The sequence below is a fragment of the Shewanella frigidimarina NCIMB 400 genome (genome assembly GCF_000014705.1).
In the GTDB taxonomy this organism is placed as follows: Bacteria; Pseudomonadota; Gammaproteobacteria; order Enterobacterales; family Shewanellaceae; genus Shewanella; species Shewanella frigidimarina.
Genome location: NC_008345.1, coordinates 4,539,936 through 4,566,246, shown reverse-complemented (window position 1 = coordinate 4,566,246; position 26,311 = coordinate 4,539,936). Strand labels below are relative to the sequence as shown.

Sequence of the window (26,311 nt, the reverse complement as noted above, 5' to 3'; positions counted from 1 at the left end):
TCATTGGTGCTGTGCTTGCTGATTCGGTGTTGTTCTTATTATTAAGAGTCGACTTAATGCGTTTAATGACATCGCCACATTGAATATAAGGGACATTCATGGGAATTAAAGATTGGCCACAAGGAGAAGGGCCGCGAGAAAAGTTATTGCTCAAAGGTGCAGGACATCTTTCGGATGCAGAATTGCTCGCGGTGATATTACGTAATGGTTTGGCAGGGCAAAATGCAGTGGATTTAGCCCGAAACATGATTAATCAGTTTGGTGGTTTGCGCAGTTTACTGAGTGCCTCTAAAAGCCAAGTATGTAAATTAGCCGGTGTTGGGCCGGTAAAATATGCTCAATTACAGGCTGCAGTGGAAATTTCTAAGCGAATTGCCCATGAAAATCTACAAAGAGGGCAAATTTTGACAAATCCTGATTTAACTCGGGACTATTTAATGAGACAATTGGCAGACCGATCCTATGAAGTGTTCGCCTTACTATTGTTGGATACCCAACATAGAGTCATTCAATTTGTAGAATTATTTCGTGGCACTATCGATTCTGCTTCTGTTTATCCTCGCGAGGTTGTAAGCCTTGTTTTGGAGAAAAAAGCGGCAGCGGTAATTGTGTGTCACAATCACCCGTCTGGCATTGCAGAGCCAAGTCAGGCTGATCGGCGAATAACTGAGCGAATAAAAAATGCATTGGCAACCATCGATGTTTCTTTGTTAGATCATATGGTTGTAGGTGATCAGGAGATAGTCTCCTTTGCCGAGCGTGGGTGGATTGTATAAACACTGCTTGATCTTCTATGGTCAATCGTGTATAAAATGCGCCCTCTTTGTGCCTCGGGCGACGGCCATACGAGGCACATTAATGCTCGAGCGTTAAAAATTTGTTTTGGAGAAGATTGACATGTCAAGAGTATGCCAAGTAACTGGCAAGAAGCCAATGGTTGGTAACAACCGTTCGCACGCAAAAAATTCGACTCGTCGTCGTTTTTTACCTAACCTACAAAACCACCGTTTTTGGTTAGAAGAAGAAAAGCGTTTCGTGCAATTACGTGTATCTACTAAAGGTATCCGTATTATCGACAAGAAAGGTATTGAAGTGATTGTTAAAGAACTTCGTGCCCGTGGCGAGAAGGTATAATAGAAAATGGCTAAATCTAAAGGTAATCGTGAGAAGATCAAATTAGTATCTAGTGCTAAAACTGGTCACTTCTACACTACTGAAAAGAACAAGCGTAACATGCCTGAAAAAATGGAAATCAAGAAATTTGATCCAGTCATTCGTCAGCACGTTATGTACAAAGAAGCTAAAATCAAGTAATTGATTTTTGATTCTTAAAAAAGCCCCTTCATTGGGGCTTTTTTTATGCCTGTTTGAAAATAGTCTATACTGAATCGAACGATTAACGGATGAGTTATGACGTGTATTGAATTGCTGAATTTAGGTTATGCAGTAGCTGTTTACGTCATGAAGTACATCGCTAGTGTGATGATATTTTATTGAGGTCCCCACATTGTTATAGCGCAATTATGTTGAAATTTTGCTAAACAGATGTGATGCAAATATCATAATTAAATGCGTAAAGTATTATTAACAGCTAAAACAAGCTAACTTTTTGGCTGTAATGCTTTTTTCATAAAATATTGAGACACTGTGTTTTACTTAAAGTGAAATAAAATGCTTTAAAAGTGAATTAAAATGCAATACCATTCTTTTTTGATACAGCAAACTGTTATGTGGCATTTATTGTCATCGTCATTAATGAACATCAAACTTATACCGAGGTGAATTTGCCCGTGAGAACCACTGAATTAGTTGATGGATTTCGTCATTCTGCGCCCTATGTTAATGCTCATAGAGGTAAAACTTTTGTCGTTATGTTGGGTGGAGAAGCATTAGCGCACCCACAATTCCGCGGTATTTTAAATGATGTGGCTTTGTTGCACTCACTTGGGATTGAGGTGGTGTTAGTTTATGGAGCAAGACCACAGATTGATGCTGGTCTAAAAGCGGCTGGAATTGAACCGGCATATCACAATGGTATTCGTATTACCGATGATGAAACCCTGAAAATTATCAAGCAGGTTGCCGGTGCTACTCAATTTGATATTACTGCTAGGTTGTCGATGAGCTTAGGCAATACGCCGATGCAAAACGCGCAAATAAACTTGGTGAGTGGTAATTTTGTTATTGCACAACCATTAGGTGTAGATGACGGTGTCGATTTTTGTTTAAGTGGCAAGGTGCGCCGTATTGATGCGCAAGGCTTACGTCGTCAATTAGATAATAACGGTATTGTATTAATGGGGCCCATTGCCGCTTCAGTTACAGGTGAAAGCTTTAACCTGACCGCTGAAGAAGTTGCGACCCAAGTAGCGATAAAGCTAAAGGCCGATAAGATTATTGGTTTTAGCGATACTAACGGCCTTATCGGTAAAAATGGTGAAGTCATTGCCGAGTTGATGCCGGACGACATCGAAGAAATGCTTAAGACAATGGCTGTTGACGACCATACTTCAGTTGGGACCGTTGCTTTCTTAAAAGCCAGTATTGAAGCATGCCGCCGAGGTGTGCCTCGTTGTCACTTAGTCAGTTATTTAGAAGACGGTGCATTGCTGCAAGAGTTATTCTCACGCGAAGGGATTGGTACCCAAATTGTTACACAAAGCGCCGAACGTTTACGTAGAGCAACCATTAGCGATATAGGCGGTATTTTAAACCTTATTCGCCCATTGGAAGAACAAGGCATTTTGGTGCGTCGCTCACGCGAACAACTGGAGATGGAAATTGAACAGTTTATGCTGGTTGAGCGCGACAACTTAGTGATTGGTTGTGCAGCCTTGTATCCGTTTGAAGAAGACAATGCGGGTGAGTTTGCGTGTTTAGTGGTTCATCCGGATTATCGCGATGCAGATCGTGGCAGCATTTTGCTTAATAACATTATTGGCCAAGCTCGCGTGCGGGGTTATTCACGTCTATTTGCGTTAACGACCCGAAGTATCCATTGGTTTTTAGAACATGGGTTTAATATTGTTGATGTTGAAGAACTGCCGAATAAGAAAAAACAGCTGTATAACTACCAGCGCCGCTCAAAAATTCTTGCGTTAGATTTGTAGAAGTAACAAGACAGTTAATACATAAAAAAAGCCGGATGAGTATAAAATCATCCGGCTTTTTTGTGGGTGAAGCATCAGTGCTTTGAGTGACTTCATCTTCCCATTGTAGAGTTCATTATGCTGACGCTTTGGCTAAGGCGTTACGTCGTTGGCGTTGCAATGTCATGTCGCCAACAAAGATAACTAACGCGCCCCAAATAAATCCAAAGGTAATGCCTTTTTCGATATCAAACGGCTCATTAAACAGTTTTACCGCTAAGATGAACATGATGCTAGGGCCAATGTATTGGAAAAAACCTAAAATCGAAAAGGGAATTCTGACCGCAGAACCTGCAAAACACAGTAACGGGATTGTTGTGACAATACCGGCAGCGACTAACAGTAAATTGAGGTCGAGAGTGTTGGTCAGCATGCTAGTTGTCGAACTGTCTAAGGTGATGAATAGATAACCCAGAGCGATTGGTAACAAGATTGCTGTTTCGACTAATAAACCTGATTTGGCGTCAATATTGACTTTTTTGCGCAGTAAACCATAAAAACCAAAGCTGGCAGCCAGCGCTAATGATACTAGCGGAATAGAGCCAAAAGAGACCAACTGCACTAGTACTCCTATACTGGCTAACGCCACCGCAACCCATTGTAATTTTCGCAAGCGCTCACCCAGAAATACCATTCCCAGTAACACGTTAAACAGCGGATTGATAAAATAGCCTAGGCTAGCATCGAGCATGTGGTCGTTGTTAACAGCCCAGATAAAAAGTAACCAGTTAGCGGCAATTAATACAGAAGTGATCAGTAATATTAGTAGTTGCTTAGGCTGTTTTAAAATAAGACGTAAACGACTAAATCCACCAATGAATTGCATCAAAATAACCATGAATATAAATGACCAAATGACACGGTGCATTAATATTTCGGTGGCAGGCACATGATGTAGTAATTTGAAATAAAGCGGGGCAACACCCCAGATGGTGTAGGCGCAAATGGCGAGAAGCACCCCTTTACGGTATTCTAAATCAGGCATAGTGAGTCAACAGTGGGAAGATCTAAAAGAGAGGGCGATTGTAGGTCGCCCCCCTGCATGACACAAGTGCTTAAGCGATTTCTTTTATCGCTCAAGTGTCAGCTTTATATTGCGCTAATGGAACTTAGCCCACCATATAAGTGCCAGTACCAAATGCGATATGAACTCCTTGCTCATTATGTAACTCCATCCGGCAAACGGATACACGATTACCAGAGCGGATAACGGTGCCAGTGCCTGTGAAGATTTCACCACGGCCTGGACGTAAAAAGTCGACCCGCATATCGATAGTGCCTAAGGTGGTTAAACGTTGTTGTAGTTCTTCAAGGGTCCAATCTTCTCTACTGGCAACTAGCCCAGCAAATACCGTGAGTCCGCCGACAACATCAAGTAATGTCGCAGTAACACCACCATGAAGAATGTTTTGATGAATATTGCCGATAAGTTCGGGTTTCATTTTTATTACCACTTCAACTCCATTGATGTCGTAGTGTTTGATGTCTAAACCGAGCAGATTATGGAATGGAACATGCTGATCAAAAATATTAGCAACTTGCTGTAAAGCTTGGGTTTGAATAGATGTGGTCATGAGCAATCCTTGTCGTTTTATTATTATTATCGTTGTTGTATATAGGTCGGGCTTACTGGCATAGAGTATTTAATCTAACCCTAAAGTGGCTTCGACTCAATCTTCTATCTTGGATGAAAACATAGCAAAGGCGTTTTGGTTCAAGACATCTGTGGCTCAGTGCTTTAAAATGAATACCCTTTGAATGATGATGTAGTGTTAATGGATACTCCGATTTCGACCAATATTGCGTCCTCAGATGTGTTGACGACAGAGCAAGATGTACTTGCCGCGAGCCTGCAGCAAGTTTTTGGTTATCGCGCCTTTCGTGAAGGGCAGCGAGAAGTCATTGAGCAAAGTTTACAGGGCCAAGATACCTTAGTGATTATGCCTACCGGTGGCGGCAAAAGTATGTGCTATCAATTGCCTGCTATTGTGTTGCCTGGTGTGACCGTGGTGGTGTCGCCATTAATTTCGTTAATGAAAGACCAAGTCGACAGTTTACTGCAAAGTGGTGTGTCAGCTGCTTATCTCAATTCATCTTTACCGCGTGAGCAAAGTGCAGAGGTGTTACGCAAATTACATTCTGGTGAGATTAAATTGTTGTATGTCTCTCCTGAAAGACTATTGCGTCCTGATTTTATTGAGCGCCTGCAATCAGTCGATGTTTCGATGTTTGCCGTTGATGAAGCGCATTGTATTAGTCAATGGGGTCATGATTTTAGACCTGAATATGCGGCTTTGGGTCAGTTAAAAGAATATTTCCCTTACTTACCTTTAATGGCCTTAACTGCGACTGCAGACCACGCCACGCGTTTAAGCATTTGCGAACGCTTAGGGGTGACCCCTTATACTTTATTGTCCAGTTTTGACCGACCTAATATTCGTTATACCGTGGCAGAAAAACTCAATGCGGCTAATCAATTGCGTCAGTTTTTAACTATCCAAAATGGCACCAGTGGTATTGTGTATTGCAGCAGTCGTCGACGAGTTGATGAGGTGGCTGAGCGTTTACGTTTACAAGGATTTAATGCTCAAGCATATCATGCCGGTTTGAGCCAGGAAGATCGTGGTAACGTTCAAGATAAATTTCTAAAAGATCAAGTTGATATTGTGGTGGCTACGGTGGCCTTTGGAATGGGGATTAACAAATCTAACGTACGCTTTGTGGTGCATTACGATATTCCTAAAAGCATTGAAGCTTATTACCAAGAAACAGGCCGTGCAGGCCGCGACGGTTTAGATGCTGAAGCTTATATGTTGTTTGACCCTGCCGATATAGGCCGGGTTAGGCATTTGATTGAGCAATCTGAACCTGGGCCCCAACAACAAGTCGAATTTCATAAATTGCATACCATGGCAGCATTCGCTGAAGCGCAAACTTGTCGTCGACAAGTGTTGTTAAACTACTTTGATGAAGTGGCTTCAAAACCTTGTGGTAACTGTGATATCTGCCTTGACCCACCTAAGCGATATGATGGTACTGAAGATGCTCAAAAAGTGCTGTCTTGTATTTATCGTTTACAGCAACGTTTCGGTATCCACCATGTAATTGAAGTATTACGTGGTTCAAAAGCGGCCAACATCGTAGATAGAGGCCATGATAAGTTATCGACATGGGGCATTGGTAAAGATAAATCAACTGAGTTTTGGCTCAGTGTTATCCGCCAATTAATTCATTTAGGTTTGATGAGTCAGGATATTACCCGCGGCTCTGCAATTAAGCTTAACCCTGCCGCAAGACCAATCCTTAAAGCAGAATTGTCGCTAATGTTAGCGGAACCTCGGATTCAATTGATTGATGTGAAGCGCAAACCCAATGGGCGTGCGCCGCAACAGTATGATCGTAAGTTATTTGCTCGGTTAAAATTACTGCGTCGCGAACTGGCGGAAAAAAATGACATTCCACCCTATTTAGTCTTTAACGATGCAACGCTCGCTGAGATGTGTGCGATGTTGCCCACAAGCCCTGGCGAGATGCTCGCAGTAAATGGTGTCGGGCAGATTAAGCTTGACCGATTTGGTGGCGAATTTTTAGATGAAATTTCTGATTATCTGACCAAAGGTTGATGGTTTAGTTTTCATCAGGAGAATTACTTTTCTCTTGAGATTTTATTTTATTCAATTGATTGATAACCGCTTTTTTAACGAGCACTTCAAAAGTGTCAAGTTGTTGTAAACTCGCCATACCAATATTTACTTTGATCTCGGGTTTCCATTCGCCAAGTACTTGCTCTATTTGGGTTATGACTCTTGCCGCCCCCACTGACGATGCGTGTGGCAAGATAATAATGAGCTCATTGGTATTATGCCGAAACAATTGGTCTTGCTCTCTAAGTGTGTTTTTGAGCCGCGGAATGATAAAGGGTATATCCGCAATATTATTATGGTTGATATTAATCAGCAGCATGCTTAGTTGATAGTGTCCTTGTTTGGCATTATCTAGCATATTATCGATACGTTGCTGCTGGTCTTCTTCTTGAGCATTCACACTATTGAGGCGTTGTGGTTTGCGGGCCAAAAATAGGACTAATCCAACGGATAATAACAAAATAATCAAGGCGGTAATGGTTAAGTTTTGATTGATGTTGCTGACAGGTTTCTCTGGTGGTGTACTGGCTTCACTTTGTGCTGTTATTCTGGCCTTATACTGCATAAAGTGAGCATTGTTTAACTTAGCTGTGGCCTGTTTAGCGGCATCAAAACGCTGCACCTGAAATTGATAGGCCGATTCAAATTGATTTTGTTCGGCGTAGTATTGGCTGATTATCTGGTTAAACTCTTCTAAATCCGAAAATTGTTCAAGTTCAGTGGCTTGCTCAATAATTTCATTCAGCAATGACAATGCCTGGTTGTCTTTGTTTTGTGCAAAATACACTTTGGCTAATGTACGTTTGATGCGCATGACATAAATAGGCTCTTGGTATTTAGTAAACAGTTCTATGCTTGATAATGCGAGTTTTTCGGCGATGTTGTAATCACCAACATACAAATGAATACTAGCTAGTAAGGCATTACCTGTTGCGAAGTCTCTTTCTGAGGTATTTTTGTTATTTTCAGTTTCTGCCTTGTTGAGATAATACAACACTTGTGCTTTATCATTTTGTACCATATTAATTCGTGCTAAGTTAATCGCAAATGCAAATTTAAGTTTACCAAAGGTCGATGAATCTTTATAAGTTAGTTCAGCAAAGTGTAATGCTTCTTCAATATCACCCATTGAGAAAAATACATTGGATATTTCGGCTTGTAGATATGATTTCGGCAATATATACCAATCTTGGAATTGTGTTTGTGCCTCATCAAAAATATCTAACGCAAAACGCAAATCTTCAATGGCAGTATTATAATTTTCTAGACTAGTATTTTGTCTACTTCTGGCATAAAGGCTGTTTACAATAGCTTGCTTTTCAGAGTAACGCTTGGCTAAACGTAGTGCTTCTTCGGTGAGTTGTTGTTCTTGTAACGTATTGCCGAGACTCTGATGTGCAGCTGCTTGGCATTGCATAAAGTAAGGGCGAGCTGTGTCATATTTAAACTGTCTGGCATTACTCTCACCTTGCTTTGCCAAGACAATAGCTTGATTAAACTCGCCAAATTCCAATAAATTAAAACAATGTAACAATGTTAAGCGCAGAGCATCGATATTGGCTAATGGTTGTTTCACATGTTGTTGTTCGAGTGAATCAATGAGTGTTTTGGCGTCTGCAGAGCTTTGCGTATTGATATTGTTGATTACATCGAGTTGTTCTCGAATACTCAGCTGTTGAGTTTCGGCAATGATATCATCCGAGAGTAATAAGCGTTGCGATGGTTGAGCGAAAGCCGCCGTGGTCACTAAATATAGCGTGAGGCCAAAGATTAAAGCAAAAATGCGACTAAAGTTATATTCAATACTCTTTTTCGACAACATCATCGTCATATATCTACTTAACATGGGGTAATAGCAGTATACGATTATTTATATCCGTATACATAAAAATATAATCGATGCAGCAACTTAGGTTGATGTTTATTTGCACTTTGAGAGGTAAGTTCATTAATTGAAAATTAATCAATATTGGTTGAGTTTGTCGTTGGTTAACTGTAATGAAGCACTAGTACGCTATCATCTTTTTCACGTTGACCAAATTAGGGTTGACACAGAGGGCTGGTCGCGTTACATATTAGGTACAGACATACTTTGTATGTCGAACATTTAGCATAATTAGTTATTAAAAGTGAATATTAACATAATGAACACACAATCAGTTTTACTCGGACTCCTTCTCCTCTCACGCATATCCTGCGCGGAGTCCTTTGTGTTACATGCAAAATAATTCATTAAGCATACACAAACCCCGCGCTAATAGTCGCGGGGTTTTTTTTAGCCCTTTTGAAATGAACCTGCTGTGTACCTCGCAGCTAATTCAAATAAACATGATGATCGATGGAGAAATTCGATGTCCAATAGAGTCATAATTTTTGATACTACCTTACGTGATGGTGAGCAAGCATTAGCAGCCAGTTTAACCGTTAAAGAAAAGCTACAAATTGCCCTAGCACTTGAGCGTTTAGGCGTGGATGTCATGGAAGTTGGGTTTCCTGTTTCTTCTCCGGGCGATTTTAAATCGGTGCAGACGATTGCTAAAACCATTAAAAACAGCCGTGTGTGTGCGCTATCTCGTGCACTTGAAAAAGACATTGATGCTGCAGCCCAAGCTTTGTCGGTAGCCGATCAGTTTCGAATTCATACCTTTATTTCTACCTCGACCATTCACGTTGAAAGTAAATTAAAGCGCTCTTTTGATGATGTATTAGAAATGGCCGTTAATGCGGTTAAATACGCCAGACGATTTACGGACGATGTTGAGTTTTCATGTGAAGATGCTGGTCGTACACCAATAGACAATTTGTGTCGTATGGTTGAAGAGGCCATTAAAGCTGGTGCTCGTACCATTAATATTCCTGATACCGTTGGTTATACAGTACCAAGTGAGTTTGGTGGGATTATTCAAACCTTATTTAATCGAGTTCCGAATATCGATCAAGCAGTGATCTCGGTTCATTGTCATGACGATTTAGGTCTGTCGGTCGCTAATTCCATCGCAGCAGTTGAAATGGGCGCGCGCCAAGTTGAATGTACTATTAATGGTATTGGTGAACGTGCCGGTAACTGCTCGTTAGAAGAAATCGCCATGATCCTTGCTACCCGTAAAGGTTTGCTTGATTTGGATTGTGGAATTAACGCCAAAGAAATCCACCGCACCTCATCGCTAGTCAGCCAGTTATGTAACATGCCGATCCAAGCTAATAAGGCGATTGTGGGTACCAATGCATTTTCTCATTCGTCAGGCATTCACCAAGACGGTATGCTTAAAGCAAAAAATACTTACGAGATTATGACACCGGAAAGTATTGGCTTAAACCGTAATAACTTGAACATGACTTCACGCTCTGGTCGCCATGTGATTAAACACCGCATGGAAGAAATGGGCTACAAACCAACTGACTATGACATGGACAGCCTTTACGAGCAGTTTTTAACCCTAGCGGATAAGAAAGGCCAAGTGTTCGATTACGATTTAGAAGCATTGGTATTTATGGAGTCGCAAGCGCAAGACGACGATAAGTACCAGCTTCAGCACATGATGGTGCATTCAGATTCGACTGAAGGTGTAGCGACTGCCACGGTACGTATTGCTGTAGATGGTAAAGATATTACTGAGGCTGCCACAGGAAATGGTCCTGTGGATGCGGCATATAATGCCATTGCTCGAGCAACAGATCGCAAAATCAATATTACTAATTACAAGTTGAGTGCAAAAGGCGAAGGTCAAAATGCGCTTGGACAAGTTGATATTACCGCAAAATATAATGAACAAATGTTCCACGGCGTAGGCTTAGCAACAGACGTCGTTGAAGCATCAGCTCAAGCGTTAGTGCATGTGATGAACTTAGTGTACCGCGCAGATAAAGTGGCTGACTTTAAACAACAGATCCATAAAGAAAGGGAGTTAGGTGGCGTATGAGTTATCAAATAGCAGTTTTGTCAGGTGATGGTATTGGTCCTGAAGTGATGGCTGAAGCGCGTAAAGTGCTTAATGCTGTAGAAACACGATTTGGACTGGATATTCAATACACCGAGTTTGATGTCGGCGGTATTGCCATTGATAACCATGGTTGTCCTTTACCTGACGCGACCTTAAAAGGCTGCGAAGCAGCTGATACGATTTTATTTGGTAGTGTGGGTGGCCCTAAGTGGGAAAATTTACCACCAAACGATCAACCTGAACGCGGCGCATTATTGCCATTGCGTGGACACTTTGAGCTATTTTGTAATTTACGCCCAGCCAAATTACATGACGGCTTAGAACACATGTCACCGCTTCGTAGTGATATATCAGCCCGTGGTTTTGACGTGTTATGTGTGCGTGAATTAACAGGTGGTATTTACTTTGGTAAGCCGAAAGGACGTCAAGGTGAAGGCGACGATGAAGAAGCCTTTGATACCATGCGCTATAGTCGCCGCGAGATTAGCCGTATTGCTCGTATCGCTTTTGAAGCGGCGCGTGGCCGTAAAAATAAGGTCACCTCAGTAGACAAGGCCAACGTATTAGCCTGTTCAGTATTATGGCGCCAAGTGGTTGAAGAAGTCGCAAAAGACTTTCCGGATGTCACTTTAGAACACATCTATATTGATAACGCGACTATGCAGTTACTACGCCGCCCTGATGAGTTTGATGTAATGTTATGTTCAAACTTATTCGGTGATATTTTATCAGACGAAATTGCCATGTTAACCGGCTCTATGGGGTTATTATCGTCGGCAAGTATGAACAGCACCGGTTTTGGTTTATTTGAACCCGCTGGTGGCAGTGCACCAGATATTGCTGGCCAAGGTATCGCTAATCCGGTGGCACAAATTTTATCTGCTGCATTAATGTTACGCCACAGCCTAAAGCAAGAAGAGGCGGCAAGTGCTATTGAACGTGCAGTGACAAAAGCATTGGCAAGTGGTTATCTAACCAGTGAATTATTGGCTGCAGACAAACGCAGCGAAGCTAAGTCTACTGCGCAAATGGGTGATTTTATCGCTCAGGCAATAAAGGAAGGTGTGTAATGGCCCAAGTGACAGGTAAAACCTTATACGAGAAAGTGTGGGACTCACACATTGTTGCCAGCCCAGAAGGCGAAGCGCCAGTTGTGTATGTTGATCGCCATTTAGTCCATGAAGTTACCTCGCCGCAGGCATTTAGTGGTTTAAAAGTGGCAGGTCGTAAGCTACGCGCACCGCAAAAAACCTTTGCTACCATGGATCACAATACCTCAACGCGCAGCGCCAGTTTAGATGCGTTAAGCCCAATGGCACGTACTCAAGTTGAAACACTGGCACAGAATTGTAAAGAATTTGGCGTGCGCTTATACGATATTCACCATCCTAATCAAGGTATTGTTCACGTAATGGGGCCTGAACTGGGTATTACCTTACCCGGTACTGTGATTGTGTGTGGTGATTCTCATACCGCGACCCATGGTGCGTTTGGTGCGTTAGCATTTGGTATTGGCACATCTGAAGTTGAGCATGTGTTGGCAACCCAGACACTACGTCAGTTAAAAGCCAAGAATATGAAAGTTGAAGTGCGTGGCAAAGTAACCGATGGCGTGACGGCTAAAGATATTGTGTTAGCGATTATCGGTAAGCTAGGCATGGATGGTGGTACAGGATACGTGGTTGAGTTTTGTGGTGAAGCCATTGAAGCATTAACCATGGAAGGCCGTATGACCTTATGTAATATGGCCATTGAAATGGGCGCTAAAGCTGGCATGGTTGCGCCTGATGAAACCACATTTAACTATCTTAAAGGTCGTGAATTTGCGCCTAAAGATGCAATGTGGGAACAAGCTGTTGCAGCATGGTCTGAGCTTAAATCTGACGCAGATGCAGTGTTTGATGTCGAAGTGGTATTAGATGCCAACGATATTGCACCGCAGCTAACCTGGGGTACTAACCCTGGTCAAGTCGTTGCGATTGATGGTGTAGTACCTAATCCAGAAACTGAAACCAACAGTACCAATCGCACCAGTATGATTAAAGCATTAGAGTATATCGGCCTGACGCCGGGCACTAAGATGACTGACATTAGCATTAATAAAGTGTTTATTGGTTCTTGTACTAACTCGCGTATTGAAGATTTACGATCCGCTGCTGTGCACGCTAAAAACCGTAAAGTTGCAGAGGGTGTTGTGGCGATTGTGGTACCCGGTTCTGGCCAAGTGAAGTTACAGGCAGAGGAAGAAGGTTTAGATAAAATCTTTATTGAAGCAGGATTTGAATGGCGTTTACCAGGTTGCTCGATGTGTTTAGCGATGAATGATGACCGTTTAGACGCTGGCGATCGTTGTGCATCAACCAGTAATCGTAACTTCGAAGGCCGTCAAGGTCGGGGTAGTCGAACCCATTTGGTCAGCCCTGCTATGGCTGCTGCCGCCGCTGTAGCTGGTCACTTTGTCGATATTCGTAAACCTTACTAAACCGAGATAGGAGATAAACATGCAAGCATTTACTGCCCATACCGGTTTAGCGGTCGCTATTGATAGCGCTAATGTCGATACCGATCAGATTATTCCTAAGCAATTTTTGTCTAAAGTCACCCGTGACGGTTTTGGGGTACATTTATTCCATGACTGGCGTTACTTAGATGATGCAGGCGATAAACCTAATCCTGATTTTGAACTTAATCAGCCACGTTATAAAGGCGCATCTATTTTACTAGCCCAAGAAAACTTTGGTTGTGGATCGTCGCGTGAGCATGCGCCATGGGCACTAGCTGATTTTGGCTTTAGAGTGATCATCGCGCCGACCTTTGCCGATATTTTTTACGGTAATTCGATTAATAACGGTTTGTTACCCGTTAAATTAACATCGGTACAAGTGCAACAATTAATGGATGAAGTGGCAGCAAAAGAGGGGGCGCAAATTACAGTCGATTTACAAGCTCTCACTGTTACGTCACCTTCAGGAAGCGTGTTTGATTTCACAATAGTGGAGTCTGCTCGACATAAGTTATTGAATGGTCTTGATGCTATTGGTTTGACGTTGTCATTTGAACAGCAAATCAGCGATTATGAAACACACATACCAGCTTGGTTCGCATAAACGACACTCTCAAAATGTTTGAAAGTGTCGTTTATTTAGCGTGAACAATAAATTAAAAACCTCTTGATGATGTCATTAAGAGGTTTTTTTGTTTTTAATTGTAAAAATTTTTATGTAACTATTTTGTATATCAGTACTGGGCAGTGCTGTTTTAGATGAATGTCGTTAATCATTTAAGCTCACTGTTGTGCCATGCTTATTTATTTAATGTCTTGTTTTTAAATAATAAAAAATAACTTTTTCTCACGTTAGGTTAAATCGGTTTACAGCTATACCGCTTTTGGTTTCTTTTTTATAGCAGAAAACTAAAAGTTTGATCATGATCACAATTTAGAATTCAATCACTCACTTCTTGTTCAGTCCTTTTGCGCAGTTGCAAAGCTTTTTTGGATCAGTACACTGACGGCTTCATTTAAATCGAGTTTTTGCTCTATAAAAATCGATTTATGCAGTTTGAATATAAACACCGAGAATCATAATGAAAAAAACAGTGTTAACACTGGCGATTAGCGCCATTGTATTTGGGGCAACAACTCAAGTGAACGCGGCAGGTTTCCAACTTGCAGAATACTCAGCGACAGGTTTGGGCCGTGCATTTGCTGGTGAAGCAGCTATTGCAGACAATGCGTCAACTCAAGCGCGTAATCCAGCCATGCTAGCTTATCTAGAAGGCCGCCAAGTATCAGCGGGTGGCATTTATGTTATGCCAAATGTTGATGTGGTTGGTGATGTCGGTATTTCTTCACCGTTATTAGGCTCAGAGCCATTAGTGATTGGTGCTGACGCATACGATGTTGCTGACAATGCATTTGTGCCAAACTTTTATTATTCAAACCAGTTGAATGATCAATGGACTTGGGGTCTAGCGGTTAATTCAAATTATGGTTTAGCAACTGATATTCCGGTAGCGGATGCAGCGGCTATTTTTGGCAGTAAAACCTCAATTACCACTGTCGAGTTTAATCCCAATGTTGCTTTCCGTGTTGATGACTCATTCACTGTAGGTGCAGGCTTACGTGTTGTGTACGGTGAAGGTGAAGTTAGTGCAACCGCTCCAGGTTGGATTGATGCGATTAAAGCTAATCCTAACTTACCTGCAAGCATTAATGCACGTTTACCTTCAGGTGGTACCAATCTAAAGTCAATGGAAGGTGATGATGTTGGCTATGGTTGGAAAGCGGGCGCGAGCTGGCAAATTAACTCAGCAAACCGCATCGGTTTGGCTTATCACAGTAGTGTCGATCTTAAATTAGACGGTCATGTGTCTGGCGTGGCTTATAACGGTGGTCAAAATATTGAAATTGAGGGCTACTTACCTATTGAGTTACCTGCATTTGCGGAACTGGCTTCTTACCATCAGTTAACTGAAAACTGGGCAATGCATGCAAGTGTTAATTGGACAGAATGGAGTGTGTTTGAACAACTAGTGGCGTACTTCCCTGGTGATGTTAAGCCTGTCGGTGGCCTAGAGTCAGACGTGGTAAAAGAAGAGAACTTTAAAGATAACTGGCGTTATGCGCTTGGTACCACCTATACACTTAATGACCAGTGGACATTACGTGCTGGTATGGCGCTAGATAAAACCGCGGTTGATGACCAACACCGCACCACCACCATTCCAGATTCTGACCGTTTATGGTTCAGTGTGGGTACCGGTTATCAAGTCTCTAAAAATCTGAATGTTGATGTTGGTGTGACTTACATTCGCACTCATGGTGATGCACCCATTACAGAGACTCAGAGCCTGCAAAATATTGCATCGGTTAGCTTCACTGGTGAAGCAACGGGTGACGTATGGTTAACAGGCGTACAGTTAAGTTATAAGATGTAATCAGCTCTGCTGGTATAGATATTGAAGGCCTCGCAGTTGCGAGGCCTTTTTATTAATTGGCCTATTATAAAACAACGATTTCTCGATAAACAAAAGACAATTACTTGTATGTGTTTTAAATTTCGTTGTTATATTGGTTTGTTAAATAGATAAATCATATAAAAATAATCATGTCAAAATGATATAGGAAATCAGATGGTGGTTAAAAAATACATTGTCGCGTTAGACCAAGGCACTACAAGTTCTCGTGCCATTGTGTTTGATCATCAAGCGAATATTGTCGCTGTGGCGCAACGTGAATTTACTCAACATTATCCACAAGCGGGTTGGGTTGAGCATGATCCGATGGAGATATGGTCTTCGCAAAGTTCAGCGCTTGTGGAAGTGCTGACACGTGCTGGGATCAGCCGTCATGATGTCGCCGCAATTGGCATAACAAATCAGCGCGAGACCACGATAGTCTGGAACAAGCATACAGGTAAGCCGGTATGTAATGCGATTGTTTGGCAATGTCGTCGCAGCCAAGCTATTTGTTTGGATCTAAAAGCTCAAGGTGTTGAAGACTTAGTACGCCAAAAAACCGGATTAGTATTAGATCCGTATTTTTCTGCGTCAAAAATCAAATGGATTTTAGACAACGTGGAAGGCGCTCGTGAACAAGCCGAAGCTGGGGATTTATTGTTTGGCACGGTTGATACCTGGTTAGTGTGGAAACTCACGCAAGGTGAAGTCCATGTGACCGAACCAACCAATGCATCTCGGACGATGTTATTTAACATTCACACCCAAGAGTGGGATGAAGAGTTGCTTGATCTGTTCAATATACCGCGGGCAATGTTACCTGAAGTGAAACCGTCTTGCGCAATATACGGTTATACCGAACTGGCTGGTAATCACATTCCAGTAGCGGGTATGGCTGGCGATCAACAATCGGCGTTGTTTGGCCAGTTGTGTATTGAGCCCGGGATGGCAAAAAATACTTATGGTACCGGGTGTTTTTTATTAATGAACACGGGTGATAAAGCGGTAGAGTCAACCCATGGGTTATTAACAACCATTGCTATTGGTGCTGACACAAAGGTGAATTATGCCCTTGAAGGCTCGGTATTTATGGGCGGCGCGGTTATTCAATGGTTGCGTGATGAGTTAGGTCTTATTACCGATGCTTGTGACACCCAATATTTTGCCGATAAAGTGGACGACACCAATGGTGTTTACTTAGTGCCTGCATTTGTTGGTTTAGGTGCGCCTTACTGGGATGCTGATGCTCGAGGTGCCATTATTGGCTTAACCCGTGGAGCTAATCGGAATCATATTATTCGCGCGGCATTAGAAGCAATAGCTTACCAGTCTCGTGATGTGCTTGATGCTATGAGCAAAGATTCTAATGTACCGTTAACACAAATTCGAGTGGATGGTGGTGCGGTAGCAAATGACTTTTTAATGCAATTTCAAGCCGATATTACTGGGGTCACGGTTATTCGTCCGCAAGTAACAGAAACCACAGCAATGGGAGCAGCATTTCTAGCTGGCTTGGCCGTTGGCGTATGGAAATCGACGGATGAATTAAAAACCATGCTGTCTACCGAACGGGAGTTTACTTCAACAATGGATATAACGACTCGTGCGACGCTGTACAAGGGCTGGCAGAAAGCCGTTTCTCAAGTAAGCCCTAATGGAGACGTTGGGTAAACCAAGTCAGTATTACACCTCAATATCAATAAGCTGACTGGCGGTTTCTCCACGAGTGGAGAATCGCTTATCCGTTTTCATTCGCCTCGTTCTGCTACCGAGAGTTTTTTTTTCATCAACGGTTCTTGGTTTGGCTCGTCTTTCTTGGCGCGAAGCTTCCTGCCGTTGAATTGGCATTTTATGGGTAATACCGGGAGGTAATTGTGACTGAGGCGCCTCGTGACTGTCTGCACTTATAGCACTAACCTGTTTGACTTGTTCAACAATTCTCTTACGCTCACTCACAGCCTGTACAGGTCTAGCTAGCATGGCATAAATGCTGTCGATACTCATGTTGCTCTCCTGTGTGGTGAAATGAAGCTGAATGTTTATTCATCATAACTGTTTATCGGCTCAGTTTGATTAAATTTTAATCTTTTTTAAGTGATAGATAGTTTAGTGGTCACTTTCATACTCTTGATTGATAAAGTCACACCAGCTCCTAATTGGCATGGATATTATTAACTATGCTCATTTCATTATTTCTATCGGTTATTCAACCATATCCCAAGGGCAATTGGATAATGGTAACGTCGCGATGTATACCCATATAAGACCTCCAACAACACATATATACGCCAATAGATTATCTATTAATGCTAAGCAGGTAGTAGGACAACACTTGAAATCGCGACATGCTGTCGTGTAATCCTCTTGCGTGATAGCACCTATTTATACCGTTTTATGATTAAGTCATCATCACCGTATGCCTTTGAGGCATTAAGAATAATTAACTGTGATTGCAAGGTGAATTGATAAAATGCTTGCCCTCAACATCGAAGGCTAATGATATACACAGTGATGTTTGGTAATCGATTTTTGGTAGTCAATCCTTAGATATTGATGCTTAGTAATCGATATTTAACCGTTGATATATAGCAATTGATGTTTAGCAGTAATCTAATGAGCAAAAGTTGTTTTAGCGTGTATTTACTTAAGCAATTTACCTGAGCAATACGATACAGCAAGGTGAATAGAGGTGTTTTTACCTCAATAATGCTGATATTGAAGATGCTCGACAGACATAAATATAAAATAAAGAGCGTTTTTAAACGTAGAAAATCGACTCAGTCGACTATTTGTTGATTTTTAATGTGCTTAAAATTGAGCTGTTGAGCAATATTACGAGGTAAAGATGGAACATTCGAACGATTAAAGAACATTAATTAAAAAGATCGCGAGTCTATTTTAGCCGATAAAGTGACCGTTATGTCTCTGGTTTAACTCATTTACCCTGATTTTTAGCTGTTTTCCTCCAACAGCTCTGTCATTCATCCCGCTTGATATTAATTTGCTGCTAACCCGCTTGGGGTCTGGATTTAATATATCTGTCCATTGCTTGACAACACTTGCATAGAGTCCCTAAACTTAGCATTTGTGGGAAGAAGTGGATCATTGTGGATCAAATGACAACATTAAGGGCTAAATAACGTGTTTCGTGGTGCCAGTGCAATCAACATGGATGCTAAAGGGCGGATCGCTATTCCAGCGAGATACCGTGATGCGTTGCGTGTGGAACATGCCGGTACTGTGATTATGACCGTTGATATTGACGCTGCTTGTTTGTTGATTTATCCGTTACATGAATGGGAACAGATTGAAGCAAAGCTAAAATTGCTTTCTGATACCGATCCACTTGAGCGTTCCTTTAAACGAAAATTACTAGGTCACGCACAAGATTGTGAACTAGACAGCCACGGACGTATTGTTATTCCGCCGGCATTACGAAGTTTCGCCAGTTTAGAAAAGAAAACCATGCTGGTGGGCTTACTGAATAAATTTGAATTATGGGAAGAGAGTGCTTGGCAGCAACAAATGGATGATGGCAATGCGCTCATTCAAAGCCAAGATTTAGCCAGCAATGAACGCTTGGCACACTTTTCACTGTAATGACCAAAAAGGTTAGAAGAACCCAATGAGCCAAGAGTTTGCCCATTTATCAGTATTATTGAATGAGACCGTTGATGGTCTCAATATCCAAAGTGATGGCATCTACATTGATGGCACTTTTGGCCGAGGTGGGCATTCGCGTCATGTATTAAGTCATTTAGGCGAAAATGGTCGTTTAATTGCAATTGATCGTGATCCACAAGCTATTGAAGCGGCAAAACAGTTTGCTGATGATCCACGTTTTCAAATCGTACACGGTGGCTTTGGTCAATTAGCTGAGTATGTTGAGGAACTTGGGTTAACTGGCAAGATCAATGGCGTATTACTTGATCTTGGCGTGTCGTCACCACAATTAGACGATGCTGAACGTGGCTTTAGTTTTTTACGTGATGGCCCGCTCGATATGCGCATGGACAATAGCCAAGGTCAAACTGCGGCGCAGTGGATAGCACGTGCAGAAATTGAAGATATGGCATGGGTATTTAAAACCTACGGCGAAGAAAAAAATTCGCGCCACATTGCCCGTTGCATTGCTGCTGACCGTGAAAAAACACCTTTTTTACGCACTAAAGATTTAGCTGATTTAATCGCGCGTATTACTAAAAACAAAGAGCGCAATAAGCATCCCGCAACACGGGTTTTTCAGGCTATTCGTATTTATATTAACAGTGAATTAGAACAAATCGATCAAGCACTTGAAGGCGCATTAGCAGTGTTAGCACCACAAGGGCGTTTATCGGTGATCAGTTTTCATTCGTTGGAAGATCGTATGGTTAAGCGTTTTATTCGCCGCCATAGTCAAGGTGAAAGCGTGCCACATGGATTGCCTATCATGGAAGCAGAGCTTAATAAATCGCGTAAATTAAAGGCGGTTAGTAAGGCATTAAAGCCTTCTGATGCTGAATTAGAGCTTAATCCACGTGCGCGTAGCTCAGTATTACGAGTTGCCGAGCGTCTGGATTATTAACCACTGAGGGTAATGTGAGCCAATCACCATTAAATTTGCCTCGGATTGTGTTACATGACATTTGGCACCATAAGTGGGTATTGCTGCTGAGTTTACTGGTTGTTTTGAATGGTGTCGCCGTCGTTTATACCAGCCATGTAACACGTAAGTTGATTACTCAATGGGATCATCTTCTGCAAGAGCAAGATCGCTTAGATATTGAGTGGCGAAACTTATTATTAGAAGAACAATCGCAATCAGAGCACAGTCGTGTGACTCGGATGGCAACCAAAGAATTAAATATGTCTCGGCCGCTTCCTAAGGAGGAAGTTATCATTCGAGTCCAGTGAGCATAGGGAATATGGCTAGACAAGCAAAGCAAAAATTAGGTCACGAACTTATTCCATGGCGTTTATACGTTGTGGTGGGGTTCGTTTTGTTGTTATTTTGCAGTCTAGTTGCGCGTGCGGCCTATATTCAAATTATTGAGCCCGATAAACTGCGTCACGAAAGTGATATGCGCACACTGCGCACAACTAGTAATCAAGTTCAGCGAGGCTTAATCACCGATCGTAATGGCGATATGCTCGCGGTTAGTGTACCTGTGCGTGCTGTGTGGGCTGATCCTAAACATGCCCATGATCAAGATGCATTTAAAGACATGCGACGTTGGCAAGCCCTTGCAGATGTTCTGCAAGAACCTGTCGACGAATTGGTCAGAAAAGTCAAAAACAATCCTAAAAAGCGCTTTGTATATCTTAAACGTCAAGTGACCTCTGCTGTTGCTGACTATATTGAGCAGCTTAAAATTGGTGGTATTTACCTTAAATCAGAATCCCGTCGTTACTATCCTGCTGGTGAAACGGCTGCACAGTTAATTGGTATCACTAATATCGATGATGTGGGCATTGAAGGCATTGAAAATACTTATAATACTTGGTTAACAGGAACGCCCTCAAAGCAAAAAGTACGTAAAGCTCGCGATGGCAGTGTGGTTGAACGTTTGGATATCGTGCAAGAAGGCGAAAGTTCTAACGATTTAGTGCTTAGTATTGATCAACGTATTCAGCAGTTGGCATATCGTGAATTGAAACGTGCGACAGAAGTATACCAAGCGACGTCTGGGTCTGTGGTGGTTATCGATGTGACCACGGGCGAAGTATTAGCGATGGTGAATACTCCTTCATATAATCCTAATGCCCGAGATAATTTACAGCCACATCGTATGCGCAACCGCGCCTTAACTGACACATTCGAACCAGGGTCTACGATTAAGCCTTTTGTTGTTGCTGCAGCCCTTGATGCCGGCACAGTGAAAGTGAATGAATTAATATCGACATCACCAGGGTGGATGCGGATTGGTGGGCGTCAAGTTCGCGATTCGAGTAACTATGGTGATATGACGTTAGCCAAAATTTTGGTTAAATCGAGTAACGTGGGAATTAGTAAGTTGTCCTTGTCTATGCCCGTTGAACAATTACTCGGTACATACCAATCCATGGGATTAGGCAATTATACGGGAATTAATTTAACCGGTGAAAGTGCGGGTTTGATCCATGACCGTAATCGTTGGTCTGACTTTGAACGTGCCACCTTGTCTTTTGGTTATGGCCTTACGGCGACACCGTTACAAATAGCACGTATGTACGCCACGTTAGGCAGTGGTGGAATACTCTATCCTGTGTCAATTTTAAAACTGAGACAACCACCTAAAGGCGAGCAAGTCATTTCAAATAAAGTTGCCTATGACGTAATGGAAATGCTCGTTGGGGTAACTGAAACGGGAGGCACAGGAACCAAAGCACACATTGATGGCTACCCCGTTGCTGGTAAGTCAGGTACAAGTCGTAAAGCCATTGCCGGTGGTTATGGCGATGATTACGTTGCTTTATTTGCTGGTGTAGCTCCCGTTCATAATCCTCGCTTGGCTATTTCAGTTGTGATTAACGAACCCAAAGGCGACAAATATTACGGTGGTGATGTTTCCGGCCCTGCTTTTGCCAAAATTATGTCTGGTGCCTTGCAAATGCTTAATGTAGAACCAATTTCAGAGCAGGAGGCTGTTAATTTGGCCACCGCGCGAGGAGCGCAAAATAATGTTATTAAATGATTTATTAGCGCCGTGGTTCCATTACTCTGGTCGCGAATCCGTTAATGGATTAACGCTAGACAGCCGTGACGTTGAACGTGGCGGTTTATTTGTGGCATTACCAGGTCATAAAGTCGATGGTCGAGCATTTATTCCTCAAGCGATTAATGCTGGAGCAACGGCGATACTGATCCATACCGATAATCCAGATGAACATGGCATAGTCGATCGTCTTCAATATACTGTGCCATTAGTGTTTTTTTGCCAACTAGGCCGCCAATTATCGGCCGTAGCCGCACAGTTTTACTTATCCAATAGCCAATCGTTATCTTTAATTGGGATCACCGGTACCAATGGCAAAACATCTGTAAGCCAAATTATTGCTCAAATTGTTTATTTACTCGGACATCAAGCCGCTGTAATGGGCACATTAGGAAATGGTTTGTGGGGCCAACTTGTAGATAGCGGCAATACGACTGCTGATGCCATAACGGTCATGCGCCAACTTAGTGAGTTTGCAGCAGAAGGTGCTGAACTGTGTGCTATGGAAGTGTCCAGCCATGGTTTAGTACAAGGGCGTGTTGAAGCTGCACCATTTGAGATTGCAGTGTTTACAAATTTAAGCCGCGATCATCTAGATTATCATGGTGATATGGATTCCTACGCCGCTGCTAAAAAACGCTTATTTAAATTTCCTAGCATAAAGCATGGTGTGATTAACATTGATGATGCTGTGGGTGCGAAATGGTTGACCGAATTGGCGAGCGACCAGAATAAATCTTTCAGCATTAAAGGGAATTCTGCTGCCGACTTTTACTGTGATGCCATTGAATATCATGATGCAGGTGTCACCGCGACATTGCATTTTGTCGAAATTGATAGTGAAAAGTCAGTAAGTGTGCAGCTTAACTCGCCGCTATTAGGTGCATTTAACTTGTCTAACCTAGTGGCAGCAATAGCTGTTTTGTATTTACAGGGCAAGCCAATGGCATCTATTTTGGCTGTGCTCCCATTGTTGATTCCTGTTGCGGGTCGTATGGAGCGTTTTTCATCTGTTAACAACGCTACTTTGGTTGTTGATTATGCCCATACTCCAGATGCAATTGAGCAAGCATTAAAAGCATTAAGGTTGCACTGCAAAGGAACGTTATGGTGCGTATTTGGCTGCGGTGGCGATCGTGATAAAGGTAAACGTCCTTTGATGGCACAAGCCGCTGAGCGATATGCAGATAAAGTGATGATCACAAGTGACAATGCGCGTAGTGAAGATCCACAAACAATTATCAACGATATTTTACAGGGTATTAGTCAACCTCAAAAGGTGCTTACCCGGGTAGACCGGATTGAAGCCATTACCCATGTTGTTTCATTAGCACAAGTTAACGATATTGTACTGCTTGCTGGTAAAGGTCATGAAACCTATCAAGAAGTGGCAGGTGAACGTATTGATTATGATGAACGCGCTTTGGCATTTAAGTTGTCTCAGGAGGCATCATGATTAGCGTCACTATGTCGGTATTAGCTCAGCATCTTAATGGCACCTTACATGGCCAAGATGGCGTAATTACTAGTGTTAGTACTGACAGTCGTAACATTCCGGCTCAATGTTTATTTATTGCGTTAAAAGGCGAGCGTTTTGATGGCCATGATTTTGTCGATACAGCGATTAAAAATGGTGCAGTAGCACTGTTGGTCGATCATCTATTAGTCGACCATCCTTTTGCCGCCGATATTGCGCAAATTGTAGTGGTCGATACCCAAAAGGCCATGGGCAAGATGGGCGCGTTTGTGCGCCAAACAGTGGCGCCTATTTGCGTCGCGTTAACGGGGTCAAACGGCAAAACCAGCGTTAAAGAAATGCTGGCCACTATTTTATCTCAACATCACCAAGTGTTATTTACCGCAGGCAATTTTAACAACGAAATTGGTGTGCCGTTAACTTTGCTACGGTTAAGTGAAGGTGATGAATATGGGGTGTTTGAACTTGGCGCAAACCATCGTGGAGAGATCGATTACACCTCATCATTAGTGCTGCCTCAAGTCGCGTTAGTTAATAATGTTGGCAATGCTCATCTTGAAGGATTTGGTTCACTGGAAGGTGTTGCTCAGGCTAAATCTGAAATTTTTAATCATCTGACACCAGATGGAACCGCAATTATTAATGCTGACGATAAGTTTGCAGACTTTATGCTGCAACAGTCACAGGGGCGCAAACATCTGCGTTTTAGCCGTGAAATGAATGTCGATGCAGATGTGACCGCAACAGACATAGTGGCAGATGCCAATGGTTGTTATCGATTTACATTAACTTTTGATGGACAGCAAGAAGTGGTGCAATTGCCATTAGCGGGTCTGCATCAAGTGAGCAATGCTCTGGCTGCGGCATCTATGTGTATTGCCTTGGACATATCGCTTTACGACATCGCACAAGGCTTTGCATTGCTCAAACCTGTAAAGGGTCGTATGCAGCCCCATGATCTTGGCCGAGTGTTATTAATTGATGATAGTTATAACGCTAATCCAACGTCAGTAAGTGCGGCGATTAATTGGTTGCAACAACGTGATGGATATCGTTGTTTAGTGCTGGGAGATTTAGGCGAATTAGGCGACAATGCTGCCCCTTTGCACGCCAGCATTGGATTGCAGGTTAAAAATGCAGCGATAGAGTCGCTATTTTGTTGCGGCCAATTGTCGGCAAATACCAGTGAAGCATTTGGCAGCGAACACTTTTGTGCTCAAGAGCCATTAATAGTGGCATTGCAAAAACAGTTAGCAAGTACCACAGGTAATATTACAGTTTTAGTTAAAGGTTCCCGCAGCGCCGCTATGGAGCGAGTTGTGGACAGTTTATTAGATGCCTATGGGCGTGGGGAGTTAGTGTAGATGCTGGTTTATCTAGCCGAGTATTTAACCCAATTTTATAGCGGGTTTAACGTTTTTTCATATGTAACGTTCCGGGCTATTTTAGGCTTGTTAACTGCATTGGTGTTTAGTTTGTGGTGGGGGCCGATTTTAATTAAGCACCTGCAAACGCTGCAAATTGGTCAAGTCGTTCGTGATGACGGTCCAGAATCGCATTTCAGTAAGCGTGGAACACCGACAATGGGCGGTATTCTTATCCTTGCGGGCATTTTTATTAGTGTTCTGCTTTGGGGCGACTTATCTAATCGTTATGTGCTTGTCACTTTATTTGTACTCGCCAGTTTTGGTGTCATTGGTTTTATTGATGATTATCGTAAAGTGGTAAAGAAAGATTCTAAAGGCCTAATTGCACGTTGGAAATATGCGTTGCAGTCAATTGCCGCTTTAGTTGTTGCGGTGTATTTGTATAGCTCATCAACCATGGTTGGCGAAACACAGTTAGTTGTGCCGTTTTTTAAAGATATCATGCCGCAACTGGGCTTTATGTTTATTTTATTAGCTTACTTCACCATTGTAGGTGCCAGTAATGCAGTGAACCTAACCGACGGCTTAGATGGCTTAGCGATTATGCCAACCGTGATGGTTGCGGCTGCGTTTGCCTTAATCGCTTACTTATCTGGTCATGCTCAATTTGCCAGTTATTTGCACCTGCCTCATTTGCCATTAGCGGGTGAATTAGTGATTGTGTGTACGGCTATGGTCGGCGCAGGTTTAGGTTTTTTATGGTTTAACACCTATCCAGCTCAAGTGTTTATGGGCGATGTGGGCTCATTAGCGTTGGGTGCCGCATTGGGTGTGATTGCTATCCTGGTTCGCCAAGAAATTTTATTGGTGATCATGGGCGGCGTGTTTGTTATGGAAACGGTATCGGTGATCTTGCAGGTGGGCTCGTATAAGTTACGTGGTCAGCGAATTTTCCGTATGGCGCCTATTCATCATCACTATGAGTTAAAAGGGTGGCCAGAGCCGCGCGTTATTGTGCGCTTTTGGATTATCTCGTTGTTTTTAGTGTTACTGGGTCTAGCGACTCTAAAATTACGCTAAGTAATTAATCAAGGTCA

22 protein-coding genes are annotated in these 26,311 nt (G+C 42.5%); 18 read left to right on the top strand and 4 right to left on the bottom strand.

Annotated elements, in window-relative coordinates; genetic code table 11:
- Positions 1-98: 98 nt before the first annotated feature.
- From radC to argA, 4 genes are all read left to right on the top strand, one after another.
- The gene (gene radC, locus SFRI_RS19695; RefSeq protein ID WP_011639237.1) at positions 99-776 is read left to right on the top strand and encodes a RadC family protein; all 678 of its coding nucleotides are present in this window, start codon (positions 99-101) and stop codon (positions 774-776) included.
- A 121-nt stretch (positions 777-897) separates the two neighbouring features.
- On the top strand, positions 898-1,134 hold the full coding sequence (gene rpmB / locus SFRI_RS19690) for a 50S ribosomal protein L28 (RefSeq protein WP_011639236.1): 237 nt from the start codon (positions 898-900) through the stop codon (positions 1,132-1,134).
- Between the two features lie 6 nt (positions 1,135-1,140).
- Entirely contained in the window at positions 1,141-1,314 is a 174-nt protein-coding gene (gene rpmG / locus SFRI_RS19685; protein WP_011494790.1) for a 50S ribosomal protein L33, read from the top strand.
- A gap of 476 nt (positions 1,315-1,790) precedes the next feature.
- A complete protein-coding gene (argA, locus tag SFRI_RS19680; RefSeq protein WP_011639235.1) occupies positions 1,791-3,110 on the top strand; it encodes an amino-acid N-acetyltransferase in 1,320 nt (439 codons plus the stop codon).
- A 115-nt stretch (positions 3,111-3,225) separates the two neighbouring features.
- Here the strand turns inward: argA and rarD are convergent, their stop codons facing one another.
- Entirely contained in the window at positions 3,226-4,134 is a 909-nt protein-coding gene (rarD, locus tag SFRI_RS19675; RefSeq protein WP_011639234.1) for an EamA family transporter RarD, read from the bottom strand.
- A 124-nt stretch (positions 4,135-4,258) separates the two neighbouring features.
- The gene (locus SFRI_RS19670) at positions 4,259-4,723 is read right to left on the bottom strand and encodes a thioesterase family protein (protein ID WP_011639233.1); all 465 of its coding nucleotides are present in this window, start codon (positions 4,721-4,723) and stop codon (positions 4,259-4,261) included.
- A 201-nt stretch (positions 4,724-4,924) separates the two neighbouring features.
- On the opposite strand from SFRI_RS19670, the gene recQ reads away from it, so the two are divergent.
- Positions 4,925-6,772: a DNA helicase RecQ gene (gene recQ, locus SFRI_RS19665; protein ID WP_011639232.1), complete on the top strand. Its 1,848-nt coding sequence runs from the start codon at positions 4,925-4,927 to the stop codon at positions 6,770-6,772.
- 4 nt (positions 6,773-6,776) lie between these two features.
- Here the strand turns inward: recQ and SFRI_RS19660 are convergent, their stop codons facing one another.
- Entirely contained in the window at positions 6,777-8,624 is a 1,848-nt protein-coding gene (locus tag SFRI_RS19660) for a diguanylate cyclase (protein WP_041413249.1), read from the bottom strand.
- A gap of 520 nt (positions 8,625-9,144) precedes the next feature.
- Here SFRI_RS19660 and leuA point away from each other — a divergent pair.
- From leuA to glpK, 6 genes are all read left to right on the top strand, one after another.
- Positions 9,145-10,713 (top strand): 2-isopropylmalate synthase, encoded by a 1,569-nt coding sequence (gene leuA / locus SFRI_RS19655; RefSeq protein ID WP_011639230.1) that lies wholly within the window; start codon positions 9,145-9,147, stop codon positions 10,711-10,713.
- The gene (leuB, locus tag SFRI_RS19650; protein ID WP_011639229.1) at positions 10,710-11,804 is read left to right on the top strand and encodes a 3-isopropylmalate dehydrogenase; all 1,095 of its coding nucleotides are present in this window, start codon (positions 10,710-10,712) and stop codon (positions 11,802-11,804) included. The genes leuA and leuB overlap by 4 nt, the downstream gene beginning before the upstream one ends.
- The gene (gene leuC / locus SFRI_RS19645; RefSeq protein WP_011639228.1) at positions 11,804-13,216 is read left to right on the top strand and encodes a 3-isopropylmalate dehydratase large subunit; all 1,413 of its coding nucleotides are present in this window, start codon (positions 11,804-11,806) and stop codon (positions 13,214-13,216) included. The genes leuB and leuC overlap by 1 nt, the downstream gene beginning before the upstream one ends.
- A 19-nt stretch (positions 13,217-13,235) precedes the next feature.
- Entirely contained in the window at positions 13,236-13,841 is a 606-nt protein-coding gene (gene leuD / locus SFRI_RS19640) for a 3-isopropylmalate dehydratase small subunit (protein ID WP_011639227.1), read from the top strand.
- Positions 13,842-14,319: 478 nt separating this feature from the next.
- The gene (locus SFRI_RS19635) at positions 14,320-15,672 is read left to right on the top strand and encodes an outer membrane protein transport protein (protein ID WP_011639226.1); all 1,353 of its coding nucleotides are present in this window, start codon (positions 14,320-14,322) and stop codon (positions 15,670-15,672) included.
- Positions 15,673-15,870: 198 nt separating this feature from the next.
- Positions 15,871-17,364 carry a glycerol kinase GlpK gene (gene glpK / locus SFRI_RS19630; protein WP_041413804.1) on the top strand — a complete coding sequence of 498 codons (1,494 nt, stop codon included), beginning with the start codon at positions 15,871-15,873 and terminating at the stop codon, positions 17,362-17,364.
- Positions 17,365-17,376: 12 nt separating this feature from the next.
- On the opposite strand, the gene SFRI_RS19625 is transcribed toward glpK, so the two are convergent.
- A complete protein-coding gene (locus tag SFRI_RS19625; protein ID WP_011639224.1) occupies positions 17,377-17,697 on the bottom strand; it encodes a hypothetical protein in 321 nt (106 codons plus the stop codon).
- A gap of 1,137 nt (positions 17,698-18,834) precedes the next feature.
- On the opposite strand from SFRI_RS19625, the gene mraZ reads away from it, so the two are divergent.
- From mraZ to mraY, 7 genes are read left to right on the top strand one after another with little or no spacing between them, the layout of a single operon-like run.
- Positions 18,835-19,293, top strand: a complete 459-nt coding sequence (gene mraZ, locus SFRI_RS19620) for a division/cell wall cluster transcriptional repressor MraZ (RefSeq protein ID WP_011639223.1) — start codon at positions 18,835-18,837, stop codon at positions 19,291-19,293.
- A 25-nt stretch (positions 19,294-19,318) separates the two neighbouring features.
- Positions 19,319-20,260 carry a 16S rRNA (cytosine(1402)-N(4))-methyltransferase RsmH gene (gene rsmH / locus SFRI_RS19615; protein ID WP_011639222.1) on the top strand — a complete coding sequence of 314 codons (942 nt, stop codon included), beginning with the start codon at positions 19,319-19,321 and terminating at the stop codon, positions 20,258-20,260.
- A 14-nt stretch (positions 20,261-20,274) separates the two neighbouring features.
- Positions 20,275-20,589 (top strand): cell division protein FtsL, encoded by a 315-nt coding sequence (gene ftsL / locus SFRI_RS19610; RefSeq protein WP_011639221.1) that lies wholly within the window; start codon positions 20,275-20,277, stop codon positions 20,587-20,589.
- An 11-nt stretch (positions 20,590-20,600) separates the two neighbouring features.
- Positions 20,601-22,349: a peptidoglycan glycosyltransferase FtsI gene (locus SFRI_RS19605; protein WP_011639220.1), complete on the top strand. Its 1,749-nt coding sequence runs from the start codon at positions 20,601-20,603 to the stop codon at positions 22,347-22,349.
- Positions 22,333-23,826: a UDP-N-acetylmuramoyl-L-alanyl-D-glutamate--2,6-diaminopimelate ligase gene (gene murE / locus SFRI_RS19600; RefSeq protein WP_041413248.1), complete on the top strand. Its 1,494-nt coding sequence runs from the start codon at positions 22,333-22,335 to the stop codon at positions 23,824-23,826. Before SFRI_RS19605 ends, murE begins: the two co-directional genes overlap by 17 nt.
- Entirely contained in the window at positions 23,823-25,211 is a 1,389-nt protein-coding gene (locus SFRI_RS19595; protein ID WP_011639218.1) for a UDP-N-acetylmuramoyl-tripeptide--D-alanyl-D-alanine ligase, read from the top strand. Before murE ends, SFRI_RS19595 begins: the two co-directional genes overlap by 4 nt.
- Entirely contained in the window at positions 25,212-26,294 is a 1,083-nt protein-coding gene (mraY, locus tag SFRI_RS19590) for a phospho-N-acetylmuramoyl-pentapeptide-transferase (protein WP_011639217.1), read from the top strand. It abuts the gene before it with no gap.
- Positions 26,295-26,311: the final 17 nt, after the last annotated feature.